18 protein-coding genes are annotated in these 20786 nt (G+C 50.6%); 12 read left to right on the plus strand and 6 right to left on the minus strand.

The features are described 5' to 3' along the window. Nucleotides 1-8: 8 nt before the first annotated feature. The 4 genes from RYZ26_RS07425 to RYZ26_RS07440 are packed head-to-tail and all read right to left on the minus strand — an operon-like array spanning nucleotide 9 to nucleotide 5987. The gene (locus tag RYZ26_RS07425) at nucleotides 9-1691 is read right to left on the minus strand and encodes a putative bifunctional diguanylate cyclase/phosphodiesterase (RefSeq protein WP_317682548.1); all 1683 of its coding nucleotides are present in this window, start codon (nucleotides 1689-1691) and stop codon (nucleotides 9-11) included. A 9-nt stretch (nucleotides 1692-1700) separates the two neighbouring features. Then, nucleotides 1701-2504, minus strand: coding sequence for a ferritin-like domain-containing protein (locus RYZ26_RS07430; RefSeq protein ID WP_317682549.1), 804 nt, complete (start codon nucleotides 2502-2504; stop codon nucleotides 1701-1703). Nucleotides 2505-2508: 4 nt separating this feature from the next. Further along, a complete protein-coding gene (gene bcp / locus RYZ26_RS07435; protein WP_317682550.1) occupies nucleotides 2509-2973 on the minus strand; it encodes a thioredoxin-dependent thiol peroxidase in 465 nt (154 codons plus the stop codon). An 11-nt stretch (nucleotides 2974-2984) separates the two neighbouring features. Next, complete coding sequence (locus RYZ26_RS07440) at nucleotides 2985-5987, minus strand: bifunctional [glutamine synthetase] adenylyltransferase/[glutamine synthetase]-adenylyl-L-tyrosine phosphorylase (RefSeq protein WP_317682551.1); 3003 nt, start codon at nucleotides 5985-5987, stop codon at nucleotides 2985-2987. A 118-nt stretch (nucleotides 5988-6105) separates the two neighbouring features. On the opposite strand from RYZ26_RS07440, the gene RYZ26_RS07445 reads away from it, so the two are divergent. Then, entirely contained in the window at nucleotides 6106-9360 is a 3255-nt protein-coding gene (locus RYZ26_RS07445; RefSeq protein WP_317682552.1) for a YhdP family protein, read from the plus strand. Here RYZ26_RS07445 and tyrS read toward each other — a convergent pair. After that, on the minus strand, nucleotides 9357-10610 hold the full coding sequence (gene tyrS / locus RYZ26_RS07450; protein ID WP_317682553.1) for a tyrosine--tRNA ligase: 1254 nt from the start codon (nucleotides 10608-10610) through the stop codon (nucleotides 9357-9359). The two genes, RYZ26_RS07445 and tyrS, sit on opposite strands and share 4 nt — an antisense overlap. Before the next feature lie 97 nt (nucleotides 10611-10707). On the opposite strand from tyrS, the gene RYZ26_RS07455 reads away from it, so the two are divergent. Together RYZ26_RS07455 and RYZ26_RS07460 are read left to right on the plus strand one after the other, a co-directional pair. Then, nucleotides 10708-11334 carry a MarC family protein gene (locus RYZ26_RS07455; RefSeq protein ID WP_317682554.1) on the plus strand — a complete coding sequence of 209 codons (627 nt, stop codon included), beginning with the start codon at nucleotides 10708-10710 and terminating at the stop codon, nucleotides 11332-11334. A gap of 12 nt (nucleotides 11335-11346) precedes the next feature. After that, nucleotides 11347-12426 carry an anhydro-N-acetylmuramic acid kinase gene (locus tag RYZ26_RS07460; RefSeq protein ID WP_317682555.1) on the plus strand — a complete coding sequence of 360 codons (1080 nt, stop codon included), beginning with the start codon at nucleotides 11347-11349 and terminating at the stop codon, nucleotides 12424-12426. Nucleotides 12427-12515: 89 nt separating this feature from the next. On the opposite strand, the gene RYZ26_RS07465 is transcribed toward RYZ26_RS07460, so the two are convergent. After that, nucleotides 12516-13175 carry an alpha/beta hydrolase gene (locus RYZ26_RS07465; RefSeq protein ID WP_317682556.1) on the minus strand — a complete coding sequence of 220 codons (660 nt, stop codon included), beginning with the start codon at nucleotides 13173-13175 and terminating at the stop codon, nucleotides 12516-12518. Nucleotides 13176-13404: 229 nt separating this feature from the next. Here RYZ26_RS07465 and cysE point away from each other — a divergent pair, with 229 nt between their 5' ends. Genes cysE through RYZ26_RS07510 form a run of 9 tightly spaced genes read left to right on the plus strand, consistent with a single transcriptional unit; the run spans nucleotide 13405 to nucleotide 20734 of the window. Beyond that, nucleotides 13405-14103 (plus strand): serine O-acetyltransferase, encoded by a 699-nt coding sequence (gene cysE / locus RYZ26_RS07470; RefSeq protein ID WP_317682557.1) that lies wholly within the window; start codon nucleotides 13405-13407, stop codon nucleotides 14101-14103. Between the two features lie 15 nt (nucleotides 14104-14118). After that, nucleotides 14119-14589 (plus strand): Rrf2 family transcriptional regulator, encoded by a 471-nt coding sequence (locus RYZ26_RS07475; RefSeq protein WP_317682558.1) that lies wholly within the window; start codon nucleotides 14119-14121, stop codon nucleotides 14587-14589. An 18-nt stretch (nucleotides 14590-14607) separates the two neighbouring features. Continuing rightward, complete coding sequence (locus RYZ26_RS07480) at nucleotides 14608-15714, plus strand: cysteine desulfurase family protein (protein WP_317682559.1); 1107 nt, start codon at nucleotides 14608-14610, stop codon at nucleotides 15712-15714. Between the two features lie 33 nt (nucleotides 15715-15747). Next, a complete protein-coding gene (locus RYZ26_RS07485) occupies nucleotides 15748-16974 on the plus strand; it encodes an IscS subfamily cysteine desulfurase (RefSeq protein ID WP_317682560.1) in 1227 nt (408 codons plus the stop codon). Nucleotides 16975-17011: 37 nt separating this feature from the next. Beyond that, nucleotides 17012-17416, plus strand: a complete 405-nt coding sequence (iscU, locus tag RYZ26_RS07490) for a Fe-S cluster assembly scaffold IscU (protein WP_317682561.1) — start codon at nucleotides 17012-17014, stop codon at nucleotides 17414-17416. A 30-nt stretch (nucleotides 17417-17446) separates the two neighbouring features. Next, nucleotides 17447-17791 (plus strand): HesB/IscA family protein, encoded by a 345-nt coding sequence (locus tag RYZ26_RS07495; RefSeq protein ID WP_317682562.1) that lies wholly within the window; start codon nucleotides 17447-17449, stop codon nucleotides 17789-17791. 21 nt (nucleotides 17792-17812) lie between these two features. Then, nucleotides 17813-18454 (plus strand): Fe-S protein assembly co-chaperone HscB, encoded by a 642-nt coding sequence (gene hscB, locus RYZ26_RS07500; protein ID WP_317682563.1) that lies wholly within the window; start codon nucleotides 17813-17815, stop codon nucleotides 18452-18454. Continuing rightward, on the plus strand, nucleotides 18454-20349 hold the full coding sequence (gene hscA, locus RYZ26_RS07505) for a Fe-S protein assembly chaperone HscA (RefSeq protein ID WP_317682564.1): 1896 nt from the start codon (nucleotides 18454-18456) through the stop codon (nucleotides 20347-20349). Before hscB ends, hscA begins: the two co-directional genes overlap by 1 nt. Before the next feature lie 58 nt (nucleotides 20350-20407). Beyond that, nucleotides 20408-20734, plus strand: coding sequence for a 2Fe-2S iron-sulfur cluster-binding protein (locus RYZ26_RS07510; protein ID WP_317682565.1), 327 nt, complete (start codon nucleotides 20408-20410; stop codon nucleotides 20732-20734). Nucleotides 20735-20786 lie beyond the last annotated feature (52 nt).

Genomic DNA, 20786 nt, shown 5'->3' on the forward strand with positions numbered 1-20786 from the left:
GTGTCATCTTAACTGTGGGCTGGAATACCGTTTTTCAAAAGCTCGGCAAACTCATCAGCAGGCACGGGCTTGGAGTAATAAAAACCTTGCACGGTCTGACAGCCATTTTCGCGCAGGAACTGGATATGGGCATCGGTTTCCGCCCCTTCGGCAACGACTTCCAGTTCAAGCCCCTGTGACATCCCGATGATGGCACGCGAAATTTCAGCCATGGTCTTATCGCATTCCAGATCCTTGATAAAGGCCCGGTCGATTTTGAGCGTGGTAATCGGGAAACGGGTCAGGTAGCTGAGTGACGAATATCCCGTACCAAAATCATCGATGGAGAGATGACAGCCCACTTCGCGGACTTCGTGCAGTTTCTGTACGGTCATTTCGGTATCGCCCATCAGCATGCTTTCAACAATTTCCAGTTCCAGCCATTGCGGTTCCAGATCGTTGTTATCAAGGGCATTGAGCACATGATCGATAAAATCAGGGGCTTTAAACTGGGGTGCTGCGACATTGACTGCGACGCGCACCTTGGGCAAGCCTGCGTCCTGCCAGGATTTGTTCTGACGGGCAGCTTCTTGCAACACCCAGGACCCGATATCGCCGATCAATCCGGTTTCTTCGGCAACAGGGATGAAGTCGCCGGGGGGCATAAAGCCGCGTTCCGGTGAAATCCAGCGGATCAACGCTTCGGCGCCAACGATCTGTTCGGTTTTGGAAGAAACCTTGGGCTGGTAATAAAGCACGAACTCGCGGTTCGAAAGCCCTTTGCGGATAGCTGTTTCCATTTCAAGGCGGTTTTTGGCCTTGGCGTTCATGTCTTCGGCGAAGAATTTATAAGCATTACCGCCCTGCTTTTTGGCGTGATGCATGGCGGTATCGGCCAGTTTCATCAGATCAGCGGCATGCTCTGCATCTTTGGGATAAAGGCTGATGCCGATACTGGCGGTCATATTCAGGGTCTTGCCTTCTATATCAAAGGTCTTTTGCATGCTTTTCAGCACTTTTTCGGCAACAACTACACCGTCGTCGATGGAGGATACCTGCAAGGCCATGGCAAACAGGTCGCCACCTAAACGGGCCACCGTATCACTGCCACGCATGCAGTCATGCAGACGTTCAGAAATTTGTTTGAGCAGCTGATCGCCCGTTTCATACCCCAGGCCATCGTTGATGGTGGAGAAATGATCCAGCCCGATATGCAGCAGGGCCACGGATTTATCGACCCTTCTTACCGCAATCATGGCCTGATCCAGACGGTCACTGAAGAGATGCTGGTCGGGCAGTCCGGTCAAATTGTCGTGGTTTCGGGCCTTTTCGCCTTCTTCCACAGTTTCAACTTTCATGCGTGAGACATAATAAAGCACCTGACCATCATCATTAAACTGGGTCTTGATGCGGCAATCGGTTTCAATTTCATCCCCCGATTTCGCCATGTTCCAGATTTTACCTTCCCAGAATCCATCTTGCGCCAACGCATCCCACAGACGATGGAAAAATGCATCGTCATGTTTGCGAGAATTCAGGATTTTCGGGGTTTGTCCGACAGCTTCTTCTGTGCGCCAGCCAAAGGTATCTTCAAAGGCACGATTGACCCGCACAATGACCCCGTCGCCATCGGTGACCATCATCGGGTCATCAACGGTATTCAGGATAATATCGACAAGATTGTCCTGCGTATTCGGGATCAGTAAGCTCATGGATTGATATTATGCCGAGGCTTCGAGGTTTGACAAGGGTTCATAGTAATCAGGAGTTAATCCAGCCTGATTTCGGGCTTCCGTATTGAAAGGCGCTTTCAGGCCACCTTTGAAATTTTCTTTGATGATCTTCTGATAAGTTTCAACCGGGTCAAGCCCACGACGTTCAGCCATATGATTGAACCAATGGGTGCCAGCACGTACGTGGGCGATTTCTTCAAAACCGATGCGTTCCATAATGTCGGCTGTTTTATGATCTTCCATGCGGCGCAGGCGATCAACGGTGGGCGGGGTGGTGTCCAGACCACGTGGTTCCAGCACCATGGGCACCAACGCGCAGCGCATCATGATATCGTCTTTGCTTTGATAAGCTGCATCCCACAAGCCGTTGTGGGCGGGGAAGTCACCGTAGGTCGCACCAAAATCAGACAGGCGATCATTTAACAATTCAAAATGCACCGCTTCGTCATAAGCAACTCGCACCCAGTCATCATAAAATTCTTTCGGCAGGTCTTCATACTGAAAGCGCACCATGATGTCCCATGCAAGGTCGATGGCATTTAATTCAATATGGGCAATGGCATGGATCAGGGCGATACGTCCGGCTTCGGACCCCAAGCGCCTGCGCGGCATATCACGCGGGGCGCAGACTTCGGGTTTATCCGGGCGGGCCGGTTGATCCGGTGGTGTGGCGCTGCCGATTTTCGTGATGCGACTTTCTTCCCAGTCTTTGACATAAGAATAGGTCAGGCTGACTTTCTTAAGCGGGTCAGCAGTGGTCAACACATCAAGGGCAGCGTCACACAAGGTCATGGTCTTACAGGGCTTTTACGGCTTCCAGAACGTCTTCGATATGGTCTTTGACCTTCACCTTCGGCCAGATTTTCTGGATCACGCCGTTTTCGTCGATCAGGAAGGTTGTGCGTACAATGCCCATGAAGGTCTTGCCGTACATTTTCTTTTCCTGCCAGACGCCGTATTTTTCACAAAGGTCGCTTTCTGCGTCCGATACAAGCGCGAAGTTCAGTTCCTGCTTGGCTTTGAAGTTGTCGTGGCGTTTGACACTATCTTTGGACGCCCCAACGATGACGCAGTTTTCAGCCTCGAATTCCGCCATATGGTCGCGGAAACCTTTGGCCTGTGTTGTGCAACCCGGTGTGCTGTCCTTGGGGTAGAAGTACAAAACAACTTTTTTGCCTTTTAGGGAAGACAGGCTGAGTTCACCAGCATTGTCTGTCGGCAGGGTGAAATCAGGGGCGTTATTGCCAACTTCAAGTGTCATGCGTTTGATCCTTATGCATTTTCGTCTTTGGGGGGAACCAATGAAGCGGGTTCATCGATTAAGCTGTTATAATGGGTCATAACCTGTTTGGCAGCACTTTTCATACGTTCACACAGCATGTCAAATGTCGGTTCACCCGTTGCCTGAACCAGGTCCTGTTTCAAGGCATGGGGCAATTCGCCGCCATCTTCTTTTTTCAGTTCTGCCGCCACGGTTAGGCGCAGATAGCCCTGAATGATGTTCCAAAGCTCAATGGCTGAAATCAGATCACTGGCGACGCTTTCATCAATGATTTCAAGCTCACGTGCTTTTTGCAGAACATTGACCGTGTTGTTTTGCAGGATTTCAGGGTGTGCAGCGGCATGGTTCAGTTGAAGATACTGGGCCATAAAATCAATATCGACGATGCCGCCACGGAATTGCTTGATCTCCCAGACCACATCGGTGTGATGTTCCTTGTCCATGCGTTTACGCATGTCAGAGACATCAAAGACCAACTGGTCTGTGTCACGTTTGGTACAGAGAACCTTTTTAATCTCGGTTTCAACCTTTTTGGTCAGGCCTTCACCGCCGCAGATCACACGGGCACGGGTCAGGGCCATATGTTCCCACGTCCAGGCGGACTCGTCATGATAGCGGATGAAGGCTTCCATGCTGGAGGCAATAGGCCCTGCATTCCCCGACGGACGCAGGCGCATATCGACTTCATAGAGCATGCCTTCACCTGTTGGTGCGCTTAAGGCATTGATAAAACGCTGGGACAGACGGGCGTAATATTGTGCCACACCCAGTTCCCGATCGCCATTTGAGCCCAAACAATCTTCCGGTACGTCATAGATAAAGACTAAATCAAGGTCACTGGTCGCGGTCATATCGCAACTGCCAGCTTTGCCCAAACCGACGATACACATATCGCCACCTTCGATGATGCCATGTTTTTGCGCCAGTTCATCCATCACGCGCGGCAGGATAGTCCGAATAAGGGCGTCGGCAATATGAGTCTGAGCGAGACCTGAATCCTTGATCGAGATAATCTGGCGCAAGGTCTGGACACCGACCTGAAATTTTCGATCATTGGCCCAGCGACGCGAAATATCCAGAATATCCTGAAAATCACGCGCTTGGCCCAGGATTTTTTCCAGATCTTCGCACAGTTCCTCCACATCGGGTAAAGGCGTGAAGAAGTCAGGTGTCAAAACATATTCCAACATGCCGGAATGACGCGCCAGATGTTCGGCCAGACGCGGGGCTTCCCCCATGACTTCAGCGACAAGGTCCAACAGTTGCGGGTTCACCTGGAACATGGAGAACAGCTGAACGCCTGCGGGAAGTTGGCTTAGGAATTCATCAAACCTTTTGAATGCTGTATCCGGTTCTGCCGTGTTAGCCATGGCATGGATCAACACAGGCATCAGTTCGGTCAGAATTTCCCGTGATCGTCTGGAGCGGGTCGCACGATAACGCGCATGGTGCCAGCCCCGCACGGTGGTATCCACAAACTGTGGGTCGTTAAAGCCCAAGCTTTCCAGATATTTGATGGTGCCTGGATCAACTTCAGCCCCTGTGAAAACAAGGTTGCCTGTTTCCTGTTCGTGGGTATTGACGTCTGTGCTGTCTTCAAACAGTTGGGCGTAATAGGTTTCAACCCGTTCCAAATGCGGGATGAATTCACCAGCAAAGGCGTCTTTGTTTGCATAGCCCAGAAAAGTCGCCAGATTTTCAACCGCTTCGTCATCTTCGGGGATGGAATGGGACTGTTCATCATTGGTCATCTGGATGCGGTGTTCAACGGTGCGCAGATACTGATAGCTTTCAATCAAATCATCACAGATTTTCTGGTCCACCTGTTCTGCATTCACAAGGGCTTGCAGGGCTTTGCAGGTTGGGGCAATACGAACATCCGGGTTTCGTCCACCCCAGATCAGTTGCTGAGTCTGGGCATAAAATTCAATTTCACGAATGCCACCATGGCCCAGTTTAACGTTATGACCGTTCAGCGCGATGGAATGACCACCTTTATGGGCGTTAATCTGGCGTTTGATGGCATGGATGTCCTGAATGGCAGCAAAATCCATGTACTTGCGCCACATATAAGGGCGCAGTGTTTCAAGGAACGCATAGCCAGCTTCAATATCGCCCGCCACAGGGCGCGCCTTGATCATGGCGGCACGTTCCCAGTTCTGGCCGATGCTTTCATAATAGGTTTCAGCGCCAAGGACGGAAATGGCAAGCGGGGTTGATCCCGGGTCGGGGCGCAGGCGCAGGTCAGTTCTGAAGACATAGCCATCAGATGTGCGATCATCCATCATCTGCACCAGTTGCTTGGTGATGCGCACCATATTGGCCTGCAGGTCCCACGGATCATCTGTTTCAATGACGTCGGCATCATAAAGGACGATGATATCTACATCGCTGGAATAGTTAAGCTCGCGGCCCCCCAGTTTGCCCATGCCTAAGATAATAAAGCCAGAGCCTTTTTGCGGGTTGTTTTCTGGATCGGGCAGTTTGAAATAGCCTCGGTTGTGACCTTCGCGCAGCAAGGTACCGATGGAATAATCCAGTGATTTTTCCGCCAGTGTGGTCAATGCCTCGGTCACTTGAAAAACATCCCAAGTCTGACATATATCGGCTAAGGCAATGGTCAGGGCGGCGCGACGTTTGGTGATTCGCAGTTGTTTTGCCATTTCTGCGCGATCCGGCTGATCTTTCCAACAGGCTTCCAGCTTATCCATCAGGGTAAGAAGGGTGGCGTCCGGTCCGGCTTTTAATAGGTCACAGGTAAATGAAATATCACTTGTAATACAATGGCTTAGAAATGGGCTGTTGCCGAAAATTGCAGAAAGGACTTCTCTGGCCTGCATATCATCAATAACAGTTGTTGCAAATGCCTGTTGATCAGTGTCATCAATACGCCCGGTTGCGTCTTGCCAATGGCTGAAATTGACGTCGCATTTTTCCTGATCAGACGGGATGGGAAGAGGCACGTTAACGTTTTGGTACCAAAGAGTTGTCATAATAAATTTCCCCAGCTGTGTGTGCCTGTTTTTGTGCAGAGTGCGCCAAGTCAAAAGTTGGGTCAAGTGTGAAAGAAAAATTGGGTAAACCAACGTGGTTTTGAAGACATTTAAACACATGCTGCAAATTATGCTTGCTGTCCTTTCCGGGATTGCGTTGCTGGCGCTTGTAGTTGCATGGAAATTGTCGCAAGGCCCCATCTCTCTGCCGCAACTGACGCCCTATATCGTGGATGCCATTTCTGACAACACCCGTGGTGTCCAGATTCGGATAAAAGACACTATCCTCAGTTGGGAAGGTTGGGAACGCAATCTTGATATCCGAGTGACGGGCATGAACGTCTTTACCCGCGACGGTCGTCGTCTGGCCAGTGTGCCGGAAGCTGCTCTGTCTCTAAGTGGAACGGCCTTGATTAAGGGCGTTGTTGCTCCTGATACGATTGAACTGATCCGCCCGCAGATCAGCCTGTTGCGCCATGGCGATGGCAGTCTGGCGTTTGAACTGGGCGATGGCATGACCGTGCGTGCAGATCGTGCCTTTCGCTTAAATGAATTTGTTGCAAAAACGCCGGATCCTAATCATCCACTGACCTATTTGACCCAAATCGTTGTTGAAAAGGGGCAGTTTGAATATACCGACAATAAAACCAAATCTTCTTTCAAGGCCCCGGATACGGATATCCGTCTGGAACGGATTGGTCAAACTATTTCGCTGGATACGGGCTTAAGCATTTTCCTGAATGGCAAACCCGCCAAAGTGGACCTGAACGCGACCTATAACGTTGCCACAGATGTATTGGACACAAAGACGGTTGTTCATAAGCTGCATTTATCTGATCTTTCGTACTTCCTGCCAGAATTGGCAGAACTGAAAGCATTTGATTTTTCTATTGAAGGCACGGCGAACCTGTCCATTGATAAAGATGCAAATGTGCGTTCGTTCTTTGCGGATTTAAAGGCAACTGATGGGTTGATCAAAATCCCGGAACCTGCCCAACAGACTCTGGATCTGGACGTGCTTTCCCTGAAAATGGGTTATGAAGATTTCAACGATCAGGTCCGCATTGAAGAGGTGCTGATTGCGTTGAATGAAGGTTCCGTAGTGCGCATCCCGGACCCTTTGCCACACTTCATGCCCATGGAAAGCATTCGCTTTAGCGGCAATTATGAAACCAAGTCAGATCAGCTTAATCTGGAAAATCTATCTTTCGATATGGGCGAAGGTCCGACAGGGGGTATCAAAGGTTCGGTTGCAGGGCTGATAAAAGGCCCGACCCGCAAAGTTGATATGGTTGGGGAATTGCGCGGGGTAGAACCAAGCAAGTTGCATCGCTATTGGCCCAAAGGCTTGAATGATGATGCGCGCGACTGGGTGGTTAATCGCATTTATGACGGCATCGTCCATCGCGCGGGCATTAACCTGTCGGTCAGTATCCCCGAGGAAGGCGAACCCATCCTGCACCACGTCAATGGTGATATGGAGATGGAAGGTGTAAGCGTTAACTACCTGCCACCCTTGCCACCTGCCAAAGATGCGGTGGGCTGGGCCAAGTATGATCATCAGACCTTCAAGGTTACGGTCACGGGTGGTGGTGTTGAAAAGCTGCGTGTTAAGAATGCTCAGATCGATATCCTTGGACTGGATGAATATGACCAACGGCTGAATCTTGATTTGAATGTCAGCGGCCCGTTGCGTGACAGTTTACAGTTTATTGATCGTAAACCTTTGGAATTTGCCACCGCGCTGGGGATTGATCCGAAGAAAACATCGGGTGATACGGAAACAAACCTCAAAATGTCTTTCCTGTTGCTGGATGATCTGACGTGGGATGGGGTCGAGGTTAGTGCAGAATCTGTTGGTAAGAATATTGCGATTACGGACGTGATCTTCGGTCAAAACCTGAGTAAGGGGGAGATCAAGCTGGACGTCAACAAAAAGGGTATGGACGTTGAAGGCAAGATCGTTCTGGGCACTATTCCGGCAGATTTGAAATGGCGGGAAAATTTCAGCAATGAGACATTGTTTAAACGGCGGTTTTTGCTGGATGGTGTGGTCAATGATTCGCAGCGGGTCAACGAACTGCGCCTAGACTTCCCGCCTTTCAACGATGATATCATGACGGGCCCTGTTCATGTGGATGCGACCATTACGGAAAATTGGGACGGCCATGGGGAGTTGGAAACCTTTGCTGATCTGCAAGGTGCCAAAATCGATATTCCGGTGATTTATTGGAACAAGGACGAAAATGATGACGGGCAAGCCTACGCCAAGGTGACCTTCAATGAAGAACGTCTGATCGGGGTGCCTTATTTCTCCATCGCCAGCAAGGATTTAAAAGCGGCGGGGGCCCTGACCCTGGATGCAACGGGCAAAAAGCTCCATACCATGAAGATTTCGCGTTTCCAGGCGGGACGTACGGATATTTCCGGTGGGACATTCCTGCATTCCGATCAAAGCGGATGGGAAGGCGATATCCATGGCGACAGCCTTGATCTCTCAGCTTTGTTGTTCAAGGTCAGAAATACCGATCGCACGAAGGAAGAACCGACCAATGAAGATACGGATCTGTTCGGCACGTTCTCAGGTCGTTTTGGTAAAATCTGGCTGGATGATAAACATTCGCTGGATACGGTTGCTGGTGCGGTTTCTTCAAACGGTAAGATCTGGACACAGGCCCATCTAACGGGTGTTGTTGGTGGCGGCCAGCCCTTTATGATCGATCTGTCCCCAGATGGGGTAAACCGTCGCCTGACGATGGAAACAAAAGATGCAGGGGCGTTGTTGCGCTCTCTTGATCTGTTTGATGATATGCAGGATGGAGAATTGCTGATCGAAGGGATCCTCAATGACCAGGTCGTTGGACGTCCGCTGGTTGGGACCATTCAGGTCGATAATTATCGCATCACAAAAGTCCCGGCCCTTGCAAAGGTGCTGAGCCTCGTGGGGATTACGGGCGTGATTGACAGTTTACAAGGTGAAGGTCTGGGGTTCCTGAGCTTGACCTCGCCATTTAAATATAACAATGGCGTGATTGAACTGAAAGAGGGGCGCACCAACGGCGTATCTATCGGTCTGACCTGGGAAGGAAAGCTCTATACTCACGCCAATGCTGCACAGGTCCGTGGCACAGTTGTGCCTGCTTATAGTCTGAATTCGCTGTTGGGGAATGTGCCGATCTTGGGCAACCTGTTTTCCGGTGGGGAAAAGGGCGGTGGGCTGTTTGCCTGGACCTATCAGGTGACGGGCAGTCTGGATGATCCGGACGTCAGCGTAAACCCGGTCAGTGCTCTGGCACCGGGGTTCTTGCGGCGTTTGTTTCAGCTTGGCGACGGGGATCAGCCGCCGCCAAAGGTCAAACCTGTTGAAAATTAAACGGGCTTAATCAGCGCGTGGCGCTTTTTACCAAAGGATAATTTGATCAGGCCGTCTGCATTGGCATCACCCAATGTGATTTTCTGGTTTTCATCACCAATGGCTTTGTCATTCAGGCGGGCACCACCGCCTTTGATGGCGCGACGGGCTTCGCCACCTGATTTTGCCAGTTCCACACGGCGCATGGCGTCAAAGGCCGGAATGCCAGCTTCCAGATCAGCAGATGCGATTTCAAAGGTCGGCAGGTCTTTGCCCAGTTGGCCTTCTTCAAAGGTCTTGCGCGCTGTTTCAGCAGCATTCAAGGCAGCTTCTTCACCACGGCAAAGCTTGGTCACTTCATGAGCCAGGATTTTCTTGGCTTCATTCAGTTCCTGACCTTCAAGGGCTTCCAGCTTGGCGATTTCATCCAGCGGCAGTTCGGTAAACAATTTCAGGAAACGGCCCACATCATCATCAGATGTGTTGCGCCAGTATTGCCAGAAATCATAAGCCGACAGCATATCGTCATTCAGCCAGATCGCACCGTTGGCGGTCTTGCCCATCTTCTTGCCATCCGATGTGGTCAGAAGCGGTACGGTCAGGCCGTAAACTTCATTGCCGGACACGCGACGGGTCAGTTCCACACCATTGATGATGTTGCCCCACTGATCCGATCCACCCATTTGCAGGGACAGGTCGTGGCGTTTGTTCAGCTCGTAGAAATCATAAGCCTGCAGGATCATATAGTTGAATTCCAGGAAGGTCAGGGGCTGTTCACGATCCAGGCGCAGTTTGACACTATCGAAAGTCATCATACGGTTGATGGTGAAATGGCGACCGTAATCGCGCAGGAATTCCAGGTAAGACAGGTCAGACAGCCAGTCATTGTTATTAACCATCAGCGCATCTTGCGCGCCATCCCCGAATTCAAGGTATTTATCAAAGACGGTTTTGATCCCCGCCATGTTGCCAGCAATGAATTCATCGGTCATGACCGGACGTGTGGCATCTTTACCGGACGGATCGCCGACCTTGGTTGTGCCGCCGCCCATCAGGACAACTGGTTTGTGACCTGTTTTCTGTAACCAACGCAGCAGCATAATGGGCAGAAGGCTGCCGATATGCAGGCTGGTGGCGGTACAGTCAAACCCGATATAGGCTGTGATGACCTCTTTGGATGCTTTTTCGTCCAAGGCTTCAATGTCGGTACATTGATTGATAAATCCGCGTTCGGCAAGGATGCGAATGAAATCTGATTTATATTGGGTCATGACAGCGCTTTTTCCTGAAAAGTCTTTACATATGTACTAAGCGGGCCTACTTAGCATGAAAAATACAAAAATCTCTATATAAAAATGGTTAGGTAGAATGGTTGATATCGCCCTTCAGACATTTGTCACGATGTTTGTCATTATTGACCCCATCGGATTGACCCCGCTTTTCATCGGGTTGACGAGCGGTGCAACGGCGGCATATCGTCGGCGTATGGCATTGCGTGCCTTTATGTTTGGCACTTGCATCCTGTTTTTCTTTGCGCTTGTCGGACACGAATTCCTTGGACTGTTGGGCATTGAAATGTCATCTTTCCGTATTGCGGGTGGGGCCATGTTGTTCCTGTCCGGTCTGGAAATGGTCTTTGGCAAACGAACAGACCGTCGCAATGAAAAGGCGGAAGAAATTATTTCGGATGAAGACCGCGAAGATATCTCTGTCTTCCCGCTGTCCATCCCGTTTTTGGCAGGGCCAGGTTCCATTACCTCCATCATGCTGTTGATGGAAAGCCAGGATGGCAATATGGAATATCAGGGCGTAATCCTTGGCGTGACCTTTGGTGTCTTGCTGGTCAGCCTGATCCTGTTTTTGCTGTCCAACCGTTTGGAGAAAATCCTGGGCCAGACCGTTTCCAGTATTTTTTCTCGCCTCTTAGGTGTTTTGCTGGCAGCATTGGCCTCGCAATATATCATTGATGGATTGCGCACCGCGTTATTTAGTTAAGGAGTAAGCTTGGTGAAACTGGTTCTCGGTCTGATGAGTGGCACGTCTTTGGACGGTGTGGATATCGCCCTTGTGCGAACGGACGGGGAAACGATTGAAGAGCTCTCAAGCTTCAAATCCTATCCTTTTGACGAGGATTTTCGCGAAGAAATCCGCAAAGGTTTTGGCCAGAAAGAAGGACTGGAAGCGCTGGAATCTGAAGTCACCAACCGTCATATTCAGGCGGTGGAACGCTTTCTGCAATCTGAAGGGATCACGCGCTCGGACGTTGATCTGATCGGCTTTCACGGTCAGACCGTCTTTCATGAACCTGAAAATGGCCTGACCATCCAGCTGGGTGACGGGGCCGATATGGCGCGTGCTGTCGGGATTGATGTGGTTAATGACTTGCGCACGGCTGATGTGAAGGCTGGCGGGCAGGGCGCGCCCTTGGTCCCGATCTTTCATGCCGCACTCACTAAGGATATGCATAAACCCATCGCGGTTCTGAACCTCGGTGGAGTCGGTAATGTCACCTGGATTGGCGAAGATGGCGAACTGATTGCCTTTGATACGGGCCCTGCCAATGCTTTGGTGGATGACTGGGTCAAGAAACATACGGGCAAGGCCTTCGATGAAAATGGGGAGATTGCCGGGGCAGGGGAAGTTGATGATGCCGCCGTCAATACTTTCATGACCCATCCCTATTTTGCCCAACCTGTACCGAAAAGCCTGGATCGTGACGAGTTCAAGCGGATCGCATTTGATCTGGTGGATGATCTGTCAGTGGAAGATGGGGCAGCGACCCTGACTGCCTTTACGGTTGCAGCGGTCATGCGCGCACAGGACTTCTTTCCGGAACTGGCGGAGCTTTGGATCGTTTGTGGCGGAGGCCGTTTGAATAAGTCGATGATGAGTGCGTTCAACGCTTATCTGCACGGCTGTATTCTAAGTGCCGAAGATGTCGGCTGGGACGGCGATGCGATTGAAGCGCAAGCCTTTGCTTATCTGGCTGCCCGGGCGGAAAAAGGCCTGCCGATCACCTTTCCGGGCACGACAGGCGTATCCACCCCGTTGACAGGCGGGGAATTTCATTCTCATACCCCAAAATAGTCATCCCCGCGAAAGCGGGGACCCAGAATTGCTTGAAATATGAAGTTGGCTAGGTTCCCGCTTTCGCGGGAATGACGTTTATTTGTTCTTTACTCAGCTGCCAGTTCCACAATGCGACGATCCAGATATTCACCTGTGTACTGTTTGATCAGATCTGCTTCTTCTTCGTTGTTGAAGTAGTGCGTGGCATCAGCGATGCGCTTGTAGTCGATGGAGATGTTTTTCTGACTGTCCAGCTTATCAACCAGTTTTTGCACTGATTCTTCCGGCACAACATCGTCGCTGTCGCCATGGATCACCAGACCAGAAGCCGGGCAAGGTGCAAGGAAGGAGAAGTCATACAGGTTTGCAGGGGGCGCAACAGAGATAAAGCCGTTGATTTCCGGGCGGCGCATCATCAGTTGCATGCCGATCCAGGCACCAAAGGAGAATCCGGCAACCCAGCAGATACGGGCGTTTGGATTGTGCGTCTGCATCCAGTCAAGTGCGGAAGCCGCATCAGAAAGTTCCCCAATGCCACTGTCAAAAATACCCTGGGAGCGACCAACACCACGGAAGTTGAAGCGCAGAACGGAAAAGCCACGCTCTTTAAATGTCTTGAACATGGTGTAGGTGACACGGTTGTTCATGGTGCCGCCCTGTTCAGGGTGCGGGTGCAGCAAAAGGGCGATAGGGGCGTTGGCATCGTTGCTGTGGTGGTAACGACCTTCGAGGCGACCTTCTGGTCCATTGAAAATGACTTCAGGCATTTTTCTGCGACGAATCCTATTGAAAAAATTACAAAAAATATAAATCCGACTACTGCGAGTGGTTATTTGTAAAAAAATATAGAAAAACCGCCCTGATATACTTGACTGATTTAGTCGGGCATTCTATATTCTGTTTCAAATAACAAGGTAAACGCAATGATTTGCGCCGAATCGCTGGTGCTTCTCATAGCGTAAAATGATCGAATATACTAGCAAAACGTGGCCCAAAGTGTTCAAAAGATTTAAAGAAGACATCGATTCCTACATTCAACTTGATCCAGCAGCGAATTCGCGACTGGAAGTGATGTTGTGTTACTCGGGTCTTCATGCGCTGATGTTTCACCGTGTTGCCCACGCTATGTGGATCCGAGAGTGGCGTTTGACAGCCCGTATACTGTCTAATGTTGGCAAGTTTCTTTCCGGTATTGAAATTCACCCGGGGGCGAAAATTGGCAAACGTTTCTTTATTGACCATGGCACCGGTGTTGTGATCGGGGAAACGGCTGAAATTGGCGATGATGTAACGCTTTATCAAGGCGTAACCCTTGGCGGGGTTTCACTGGATGAAGGTAAGCGCCACCCTACATTGGAAGATGGTGTGATTGTTGGTTCCGGTGCCAAGCTTTTAGGCCCCTTTATCGTTGGGGCCGGCGCGCGCGTTGGGGCGAATGCGGTTGTTCTTCAGGATGTGCCACCCGGTGCGACCATGGTGGGTATCCCGGCCAAAGTCGTGATGAAAAAATCTGATAAAGAATTTTGCGCATACGGAACACCCGTTGATATGCCTGATCCGGTCGCCCGTACACTTGAATCTTTGCGCAACGAGATCAACACGCTGAAAAATCGCGTGGAAGAATTAGAAAGTGAAGCAGAAGAAACACAGCCAGAGCCGAAGAAAAAGCTCGATGTGGTCTCCTCTGCACGTTAACAGGAGTATAAGAAAGTGAAACTCAGCACAAAAGGGCGTTATGCCGTGATGGCGATGGTCGATCTGGCCTGTAACAGCAAAGGGACACCTGTCTCACTTGCCGATATCGCGGACCGTCAGGAAATTTCCCTGTCTTACCTTGAACAACTGTTTGGCAAGCTTCGCAAGGGTGATCTTGTTAAGTCTGTACGCGGACCAGGCGGTGGGTACCTTCTGGCACGTGACTGTGCAGACGTTCGTGTTTCAGACATTATCCTGTCTGTGGATGAACCAATTACGGCCACACGCTGCACACCAGGTAACCCCAATGGCTGTCGTGAAAACAAAAGCCGTTGCCTGACCCACGATTTGTGGACGGAACTGGGCAATCAGATTTACCTCTATCTGAATTCCATTTCGCTGGATGATATTGTTGAAAAACGTCTGCTTGGTACGAGCTCTTTGTTTGATGCTGTAACGCGCGAAAAAATCGCGGCTGCAGAATAAGAAAGTAATCGAGATACGATGATGAAGACCGCTTACATGGATTATAACGCCACTGCACCGATGCGCCCATTGGTTCGCGCCGCTATGACGGATGCGTTTGATCTTGTGGGTAATCCATCATCTGTGCATCGCGTTGGGCGCGAAGCGCGTGCGAAAATGGAAAAAGCACGTGATCAGGTTGCAGCCCTTGTGGGTGTGCCGCGCGACTGGGTTTACTTTACCAGTGGCGGAACGGAAGCCGATAATCTGGCGCTGAATGGTCCGGCGGTCGAGCGTGTGCTGGTGTCGGCTGTGGAACATGCCGCTGTTTTAAAAGCGCGCCCGGATGCGGAATTCATCAATGTGGATGGCAATGGTGTTGTTGACCTTGCCCATCTGGAAAGTCTTTTGGATGGTCGCCCGACTTTGGTCAGCGTGATGGCCGCGAATAACGAAACAGGTGCGATCCAGCCGATTAAAGAGATTTGCCGCATTGCCCACGAACAGGGCGCGCTGGTCCATTGTGATGCGGTGCAGGCGGTTGGCAAGATTGATTTTGACATGCAGGAAATCGGCTGTGACATGATCAGCCTGTCAGCCCATAAAATCGGTGGTCCGCAAGGTGTTGGCGCGTTGATCAAACGCGACACGGTTGCCCTGCAGGCGGTGCAAAAAGGCGGCGGGCAGGAAAAATCCATGCGCGGCGGAACCGAAAATCTGATCGGGATTATTGGTTTTGGTGCAGCTGCCGAAGAAAAGTTGAATTATTCCAATGTCGAGGCCTTGCGCAACGATTTGGAAACGCAAATTAAAGCCCTGGGCGGGCATGTGTTCTGCGAAAACGTGGACCGTCTGCCCAATACCAGCTGTTTCGCCATTGAAGGGCTGATCAGCGAACGCCAGGTCATGGCATTGGATTTATCCGGTGTGATGGTCAGTGCAGGTTCAGCCTGTTCCAGCGGGACGGTAAAAGCATCCCATGTGCTGAAGGCAATGCAGGTTGATGAGGGATTAGCAAATTGTGCCATCCGGGTTTCTCTCGGCTGGGATAGTACGAAAGATGATATTGAATTATTTGTGCAAGCTTGGTCTAAATTGGTTGAACGTGTGCAAAAAAGAAAAGAAAGCAGCGTTTGTGCTGCGTAATCCTCTGGAAGAAGAAGAAAAGGAGTGCCCCCCATGGGCGTGAATTCACAAGAAAATCCGGTGTACTTGGACTATCAGGCAACAACACCAACGGACCCGCGTGTTGTCGAAGCGATGATGCCTTACTTCACACAGAAGTTTGGTAACCCGCACTCGCGTAACCACGCTTATGGCTGGGATGCGGAAGAAGCGGTTGAAGATGCACGCAAACAGGTTGCTGACATCATCGGTGCGAATTCCAAAGAGATTATCTTTACTTCCGGTGCGACGGAATCAAACAACCTGGCCCTTAAAGGTGTGGGTGAGTTCTACAAGAACAAGCGCAACCACATCATCACCTGTGTGACAGAACACAAATGTGTGCTCGATACGTGTCGCCACCTGGAACAGGACGGGTTTGAAGTCACATACCTGCCCGTACAGGAAAATGGCCTGATCGACCTGGAAGAACTGAAAGCTGCCATGACCGACAAAACCCTGTTGGTTTCCATCATGGCTGTGAACAACGAAATCGGTGTGATCCAGCCTTTGAAAGAAATTGGCGAAATCTGTCGTGCGAACAAAACGTTCTTCCACACAGACTGCGCACAGGCTGTTGGCAAAATTCCACTGGATGTGGAAGAAATGAATATCGACCTGATGTCTATTTCCGGTCACAAAGTCTACGGTCCAATGGGCATTGGCGCACTTTACGTTCGTCGTCGTCCACGTGTTCGCATCCTTGCACAAATCAATGGTGGCGGTCAGGAACGTGGCATGCGTTCCGGTACACTGGCCCCAGCCCTTTGTGTGGGTCTGGGTAAAGCGTGCGAGATTGCCAAGGAAGAAATGGCTGAGGAAAACGAACGTCTGCACGAGCTGCAAATGCACATGTGGAACCGCTTTAAAGAAGAACTGCCGGAAGTATTTTTGAACGGGGATCTGGAACAGCGTATCCCGGGCAACCTGAACGTTTCTTACGCTTTCGTTGAAGGCGAAGGTCTGATGATGGGGATTAAGGATCTGGCCGTTTCATCCGGGTCTGCCTGTACATCGGCATCGCTTGAACCTTCTTATGTTCTTCGCGCGCTAGGCGTTGAAGAAGAACTGGCACATACATCTTTGCGCCTGGGCATTGGCCGCTTTACCACCAAGGAAGAAGTGGACTATGCAACGGATCGCATTATCAAGGAAGTACAGCGCCTACGCGAGATGAGCCCGCTGTTTGAAATGGCTCAACAAGGTATCGATTTGAAGTCCATCCAATGGGCTGAACATTAAGACGACCGTCTTTGAAACGGTATAATAGGAGAAGAATATGTCTTATAGCGAAAAAGTAGTCGATCATTACGAGAACCCACGCAACGTTGGGTCTATGGATAATGAAGCTGGTGAAGTCGGTACCGGTCTTGTCGGTGCCCCGGCTTGTGGCGACGTGATGCGCCTGCAGATTAAAGTTGGTGATGACGGTGTCATTGAAGATGCGAAGTTTAAAACATTCGGCTGTGGTTCTGCCATTGCGTCGAGCTCATTGGTCACAGAATGGGTAAAAGGCAAAACGCTGGATGAAGCTGCTGACATCAAAAACACAGATATTGCGGAAGAGTTGGCTTTGCCACCGGTGAAGATTCATTGCTCGGTTCTGGCAGAAGATGCTATCAAGGCCGCAATTGATGATTATAAGGCCAAGCACGGTGATGCTTCTGACAGTGAAGCATCCTGATCAACGTGTGAAGAATTTGGAGTATAAGACATGACAGGACGTCCTGCCCCCATTACCGTAAGTGACAATGCGCTTGAGCGTATCCGCGCGCTGCTGGACAGCCGTGGCAAGCCAAGTGTTGGTATTCGTATCGGTGTGCGCACCAAGGGCTGTTCCGGTCTGTCTTACACTCTGGAATTCGCCGATGAAGTCAATGAATTCGACGAAGTGTTTGATCCGGCTGATGATGTGAAAATCATGATCGACCCAAAGGCAACCATGTTTATCTTTGGGACGGAAATGGACTATGTTGAAGAACAGATGGCTTCCGGTTTTGTGTTCAACAACCCGAACGAAAAGGGGCGTTGCGGATGTGGTGAATCTTTCCACGTCTAAAGCGAAACACAAACGAATAAAATGGACGCATCCACTTCTGATATGACGTTGCGCAATGACAAAAGCGGACTCCATCCTTGCTGGTCCTGTAAAGGACCAGTTTCGGAGTCCGATCTGTTTTGCGAAACCTGCCAGGCCGTGCAGCCGCCGGGTCAGATTGACCATTTCGCACGTCTTGGCCTTCACAAAAGTTATGACATTGATGTCGATGGGCTGGAACGCACGTATTTTGAACTGCAACGCCATCTTCATCCGGATCGCTTTGCGAAAAAGACGCCGCAGGAAAAGTCATTGTCTCAACAGCAGGCCGTCAGCCTGAATGAGGCATTTGAAACCCTGAAAGATCCGTTGCTGCGTGCAGATTATCTGTTGCAGGTACTGGGGGAAACGGGGATCAGCCATGACCATACGGTCAATGATCCGGCGCTTTTGATGGAAGCCATGGAAACCCGCGAAGCCTTGATGGAAGCGGATAATGTGGATGTGATCAACAAGCTGACCACAAAGGCACGTCGCGATGTTCGTGATTGTGTTAAAGCGATTGCCACGGCTTTTGCAGGTCAGAATTTGGATGAAGCGCGCAAACTTGCCCTGCGTCTGAAATACCTCACAAAACTTCTTGAAGAAACGCGCCAGCATAAAGCGCGTCTGGTAATGAAATAATGATTGAAAACGTTTTGCTGCAAATCCACGAACCGGGTGAAACACCTGTTCCCCATGCAGAAGATACTGCCCTTGCTGTCGGGATTGACCTTGGGACCACCAACTCTGTTGTTGCGGTCTCTCAGGAAGAAAAGCCCGAAGTTCTGCGCGATGAAAATGGCAAAGGCTTGGTGCCGTCCGTTGTGGCCTATGCACCGGATGGGTCTGCCATCGTCGGGGATTTGGCAAAACAGTTGCTGTTGATGCGCCCGGAAACGGTGATTTCATCGGTGAAGCGTCTGATGGGGCGTGGTCTGGAAGATGTAAAATCCATTTCCGGCACCCTGCCGTTCGAAGTGATCGAAGGCGAAGGCATGGTCCGCCTGAAAGTGGCGGGTAAAGAACTGACCCCTGTTGAAATTTCCGCTGATATCCTGCGCGCGCTAAAAGAACGCGCCGAAGATCAACTGAAATATAAAGTCGAACAGGCCGTGATTACGGTCCCTGCCTATTTTGACGATGCGGCGCGTACCGCAACGAAAGATGCTGCACGCCTGGCTGGTCTGGAAGTTTTGCGTCTGGTGAATGAACCAACCGCTGCGGCGCTGGCCTATGGTCTGGATAAAGAGGCTGAAGGCGTCTATGCGGTTTATGACCTGGGTGGCGGAACGTTTGATCTATCCTTGCTGCGCATGGAAAAAGGCGTGTTTCAGGTGAAAGCTACAGGTGGCGATGCAGCCCTTGGCGGCGATGACTTTGATCATGCCATTCTGGAATATTTCCTTGAGCAGCGCCGTGAAGAATTTGGCGAAGAACAACTCAGCATTGATGATGTGAAAGTTGCTTTGGTCACCGGGCGGATGGCCAAGGAATGCATGACTGAAAATGACGAAGGCGACTTTGTTCTTGAATTCAATGATAAAACGTCGAAACACACCCTCACGCGTGAAAAGTTTGATGAACTGGCTGCCCCGCTTGTAGAGCGCACCATCGAGATTTGCCGCAACGTGATGGAAGATGGCGACATGTTCCCTGATGAAGTCAAAGGTGTTGTACTGGTGGGCGGATCAACCCGTGTGCCGTTGGTGAGAAAACGTGTGGGTGAATTGTTTGAACAGGAACCGTTGGCGGATATTGATCCAGATGAAGTTGTGTCTGTCGGCGCGGCTTTACAGGCCGAAGCCTTGACGGTGGGATCTGATAACTTGTTGCTGGACGTGACACCATTGAGCCTGGGTATCGAAACCATGGGCGGGATTGTTGAAAAAGTGATCCCGCGTAACACCCCGATCCCGGTGGCCAAGGCACAGGAATTCACCACTTATCAGGATGGCCAAAGTGCCATGGCGATTCATGCCCTGCAGGGGGAACGTGAAATGGTAGATCAAAACAGATCGCTGGCCCGCTTTATCCTGAAAGGCATTCCGCCCATGACGGCCGGGGCTGCCCGTATTCGTGTGACATTCAGTGTGGATGCCGATGGTCTTTTGACGGTGGGTGCCGAAGAAGTCACGACGGGGATAAGTCAGGAAGTTGCAGTGAAACCATCTTATGGACTGTCGGATGAAGAAATGGCTGACATGCTGCGCGACAGTATGGTCAATGCCCGTGACGATATGGAAATCCGCCTGTTGACCGAAGCGCGTGTTGAAGGCAAGCGGGTGATGGAAGCGGTTTATTCCGCCCTTCATATCGATGGGGTGCTGCTGAACGAAGATGAACGCGCCCATATCAATGTGGTTTTGAATAAACTGGATGAAACGATTGCAGGCGATGACCGCCACGCCATTAATGCGATGGTGGAAGAACTGGATCGTGAAACCCAGACTTTTGCCCAGCGTCGAATGGACAAAGGCATTGAAGAAGCCTTGACCGGAATTAACGTTGAAAAACTAGAAAACGCGATTGAGTCTTGATTTATCGGCTAAAGACGATAAAACACGCTCAACGCAGTACAAACGTAGGAAGAAGACAATGCCTAAAATGATTTTCGTAAACCCAGACGGTTCTGAAAAAGAAGTCGATGCAGCAAACGGTCTGTCCATTCTGGAAGTCGCCCACAAAAACGACATCGACCTGGAAGGTGCTTGTGAAGGTTCACTGGCTTGTTCCACATGTCACGTGATTGTGGCCGAAGAATGGTTCGACAAACTGGACGAGCCGGAAGAAGAAGAAGAAGACATGTTGGACTTGGCCTTTGGCCTGCAGCAGACATCTCGTCTGGGCTGTCAGATCATCATGTCTGACGAATTGGATGGCATTAAAGTGCATGTCCCCGCCGAAACACGCAACATCGGCTAACACCAAAGACGTCATTCCTGCGAAGGCAGGAAACTGTATCGGAGAGACCCCC

The organism is Terasakiella sediminum (assembly GCF_033100395.1).
Taxonomy (GTDB): Bacteria; Pseudomonadota; Alphaproteobacteria; order Rhodospirillales; family Terasakiellaceae; genus Terasakiella.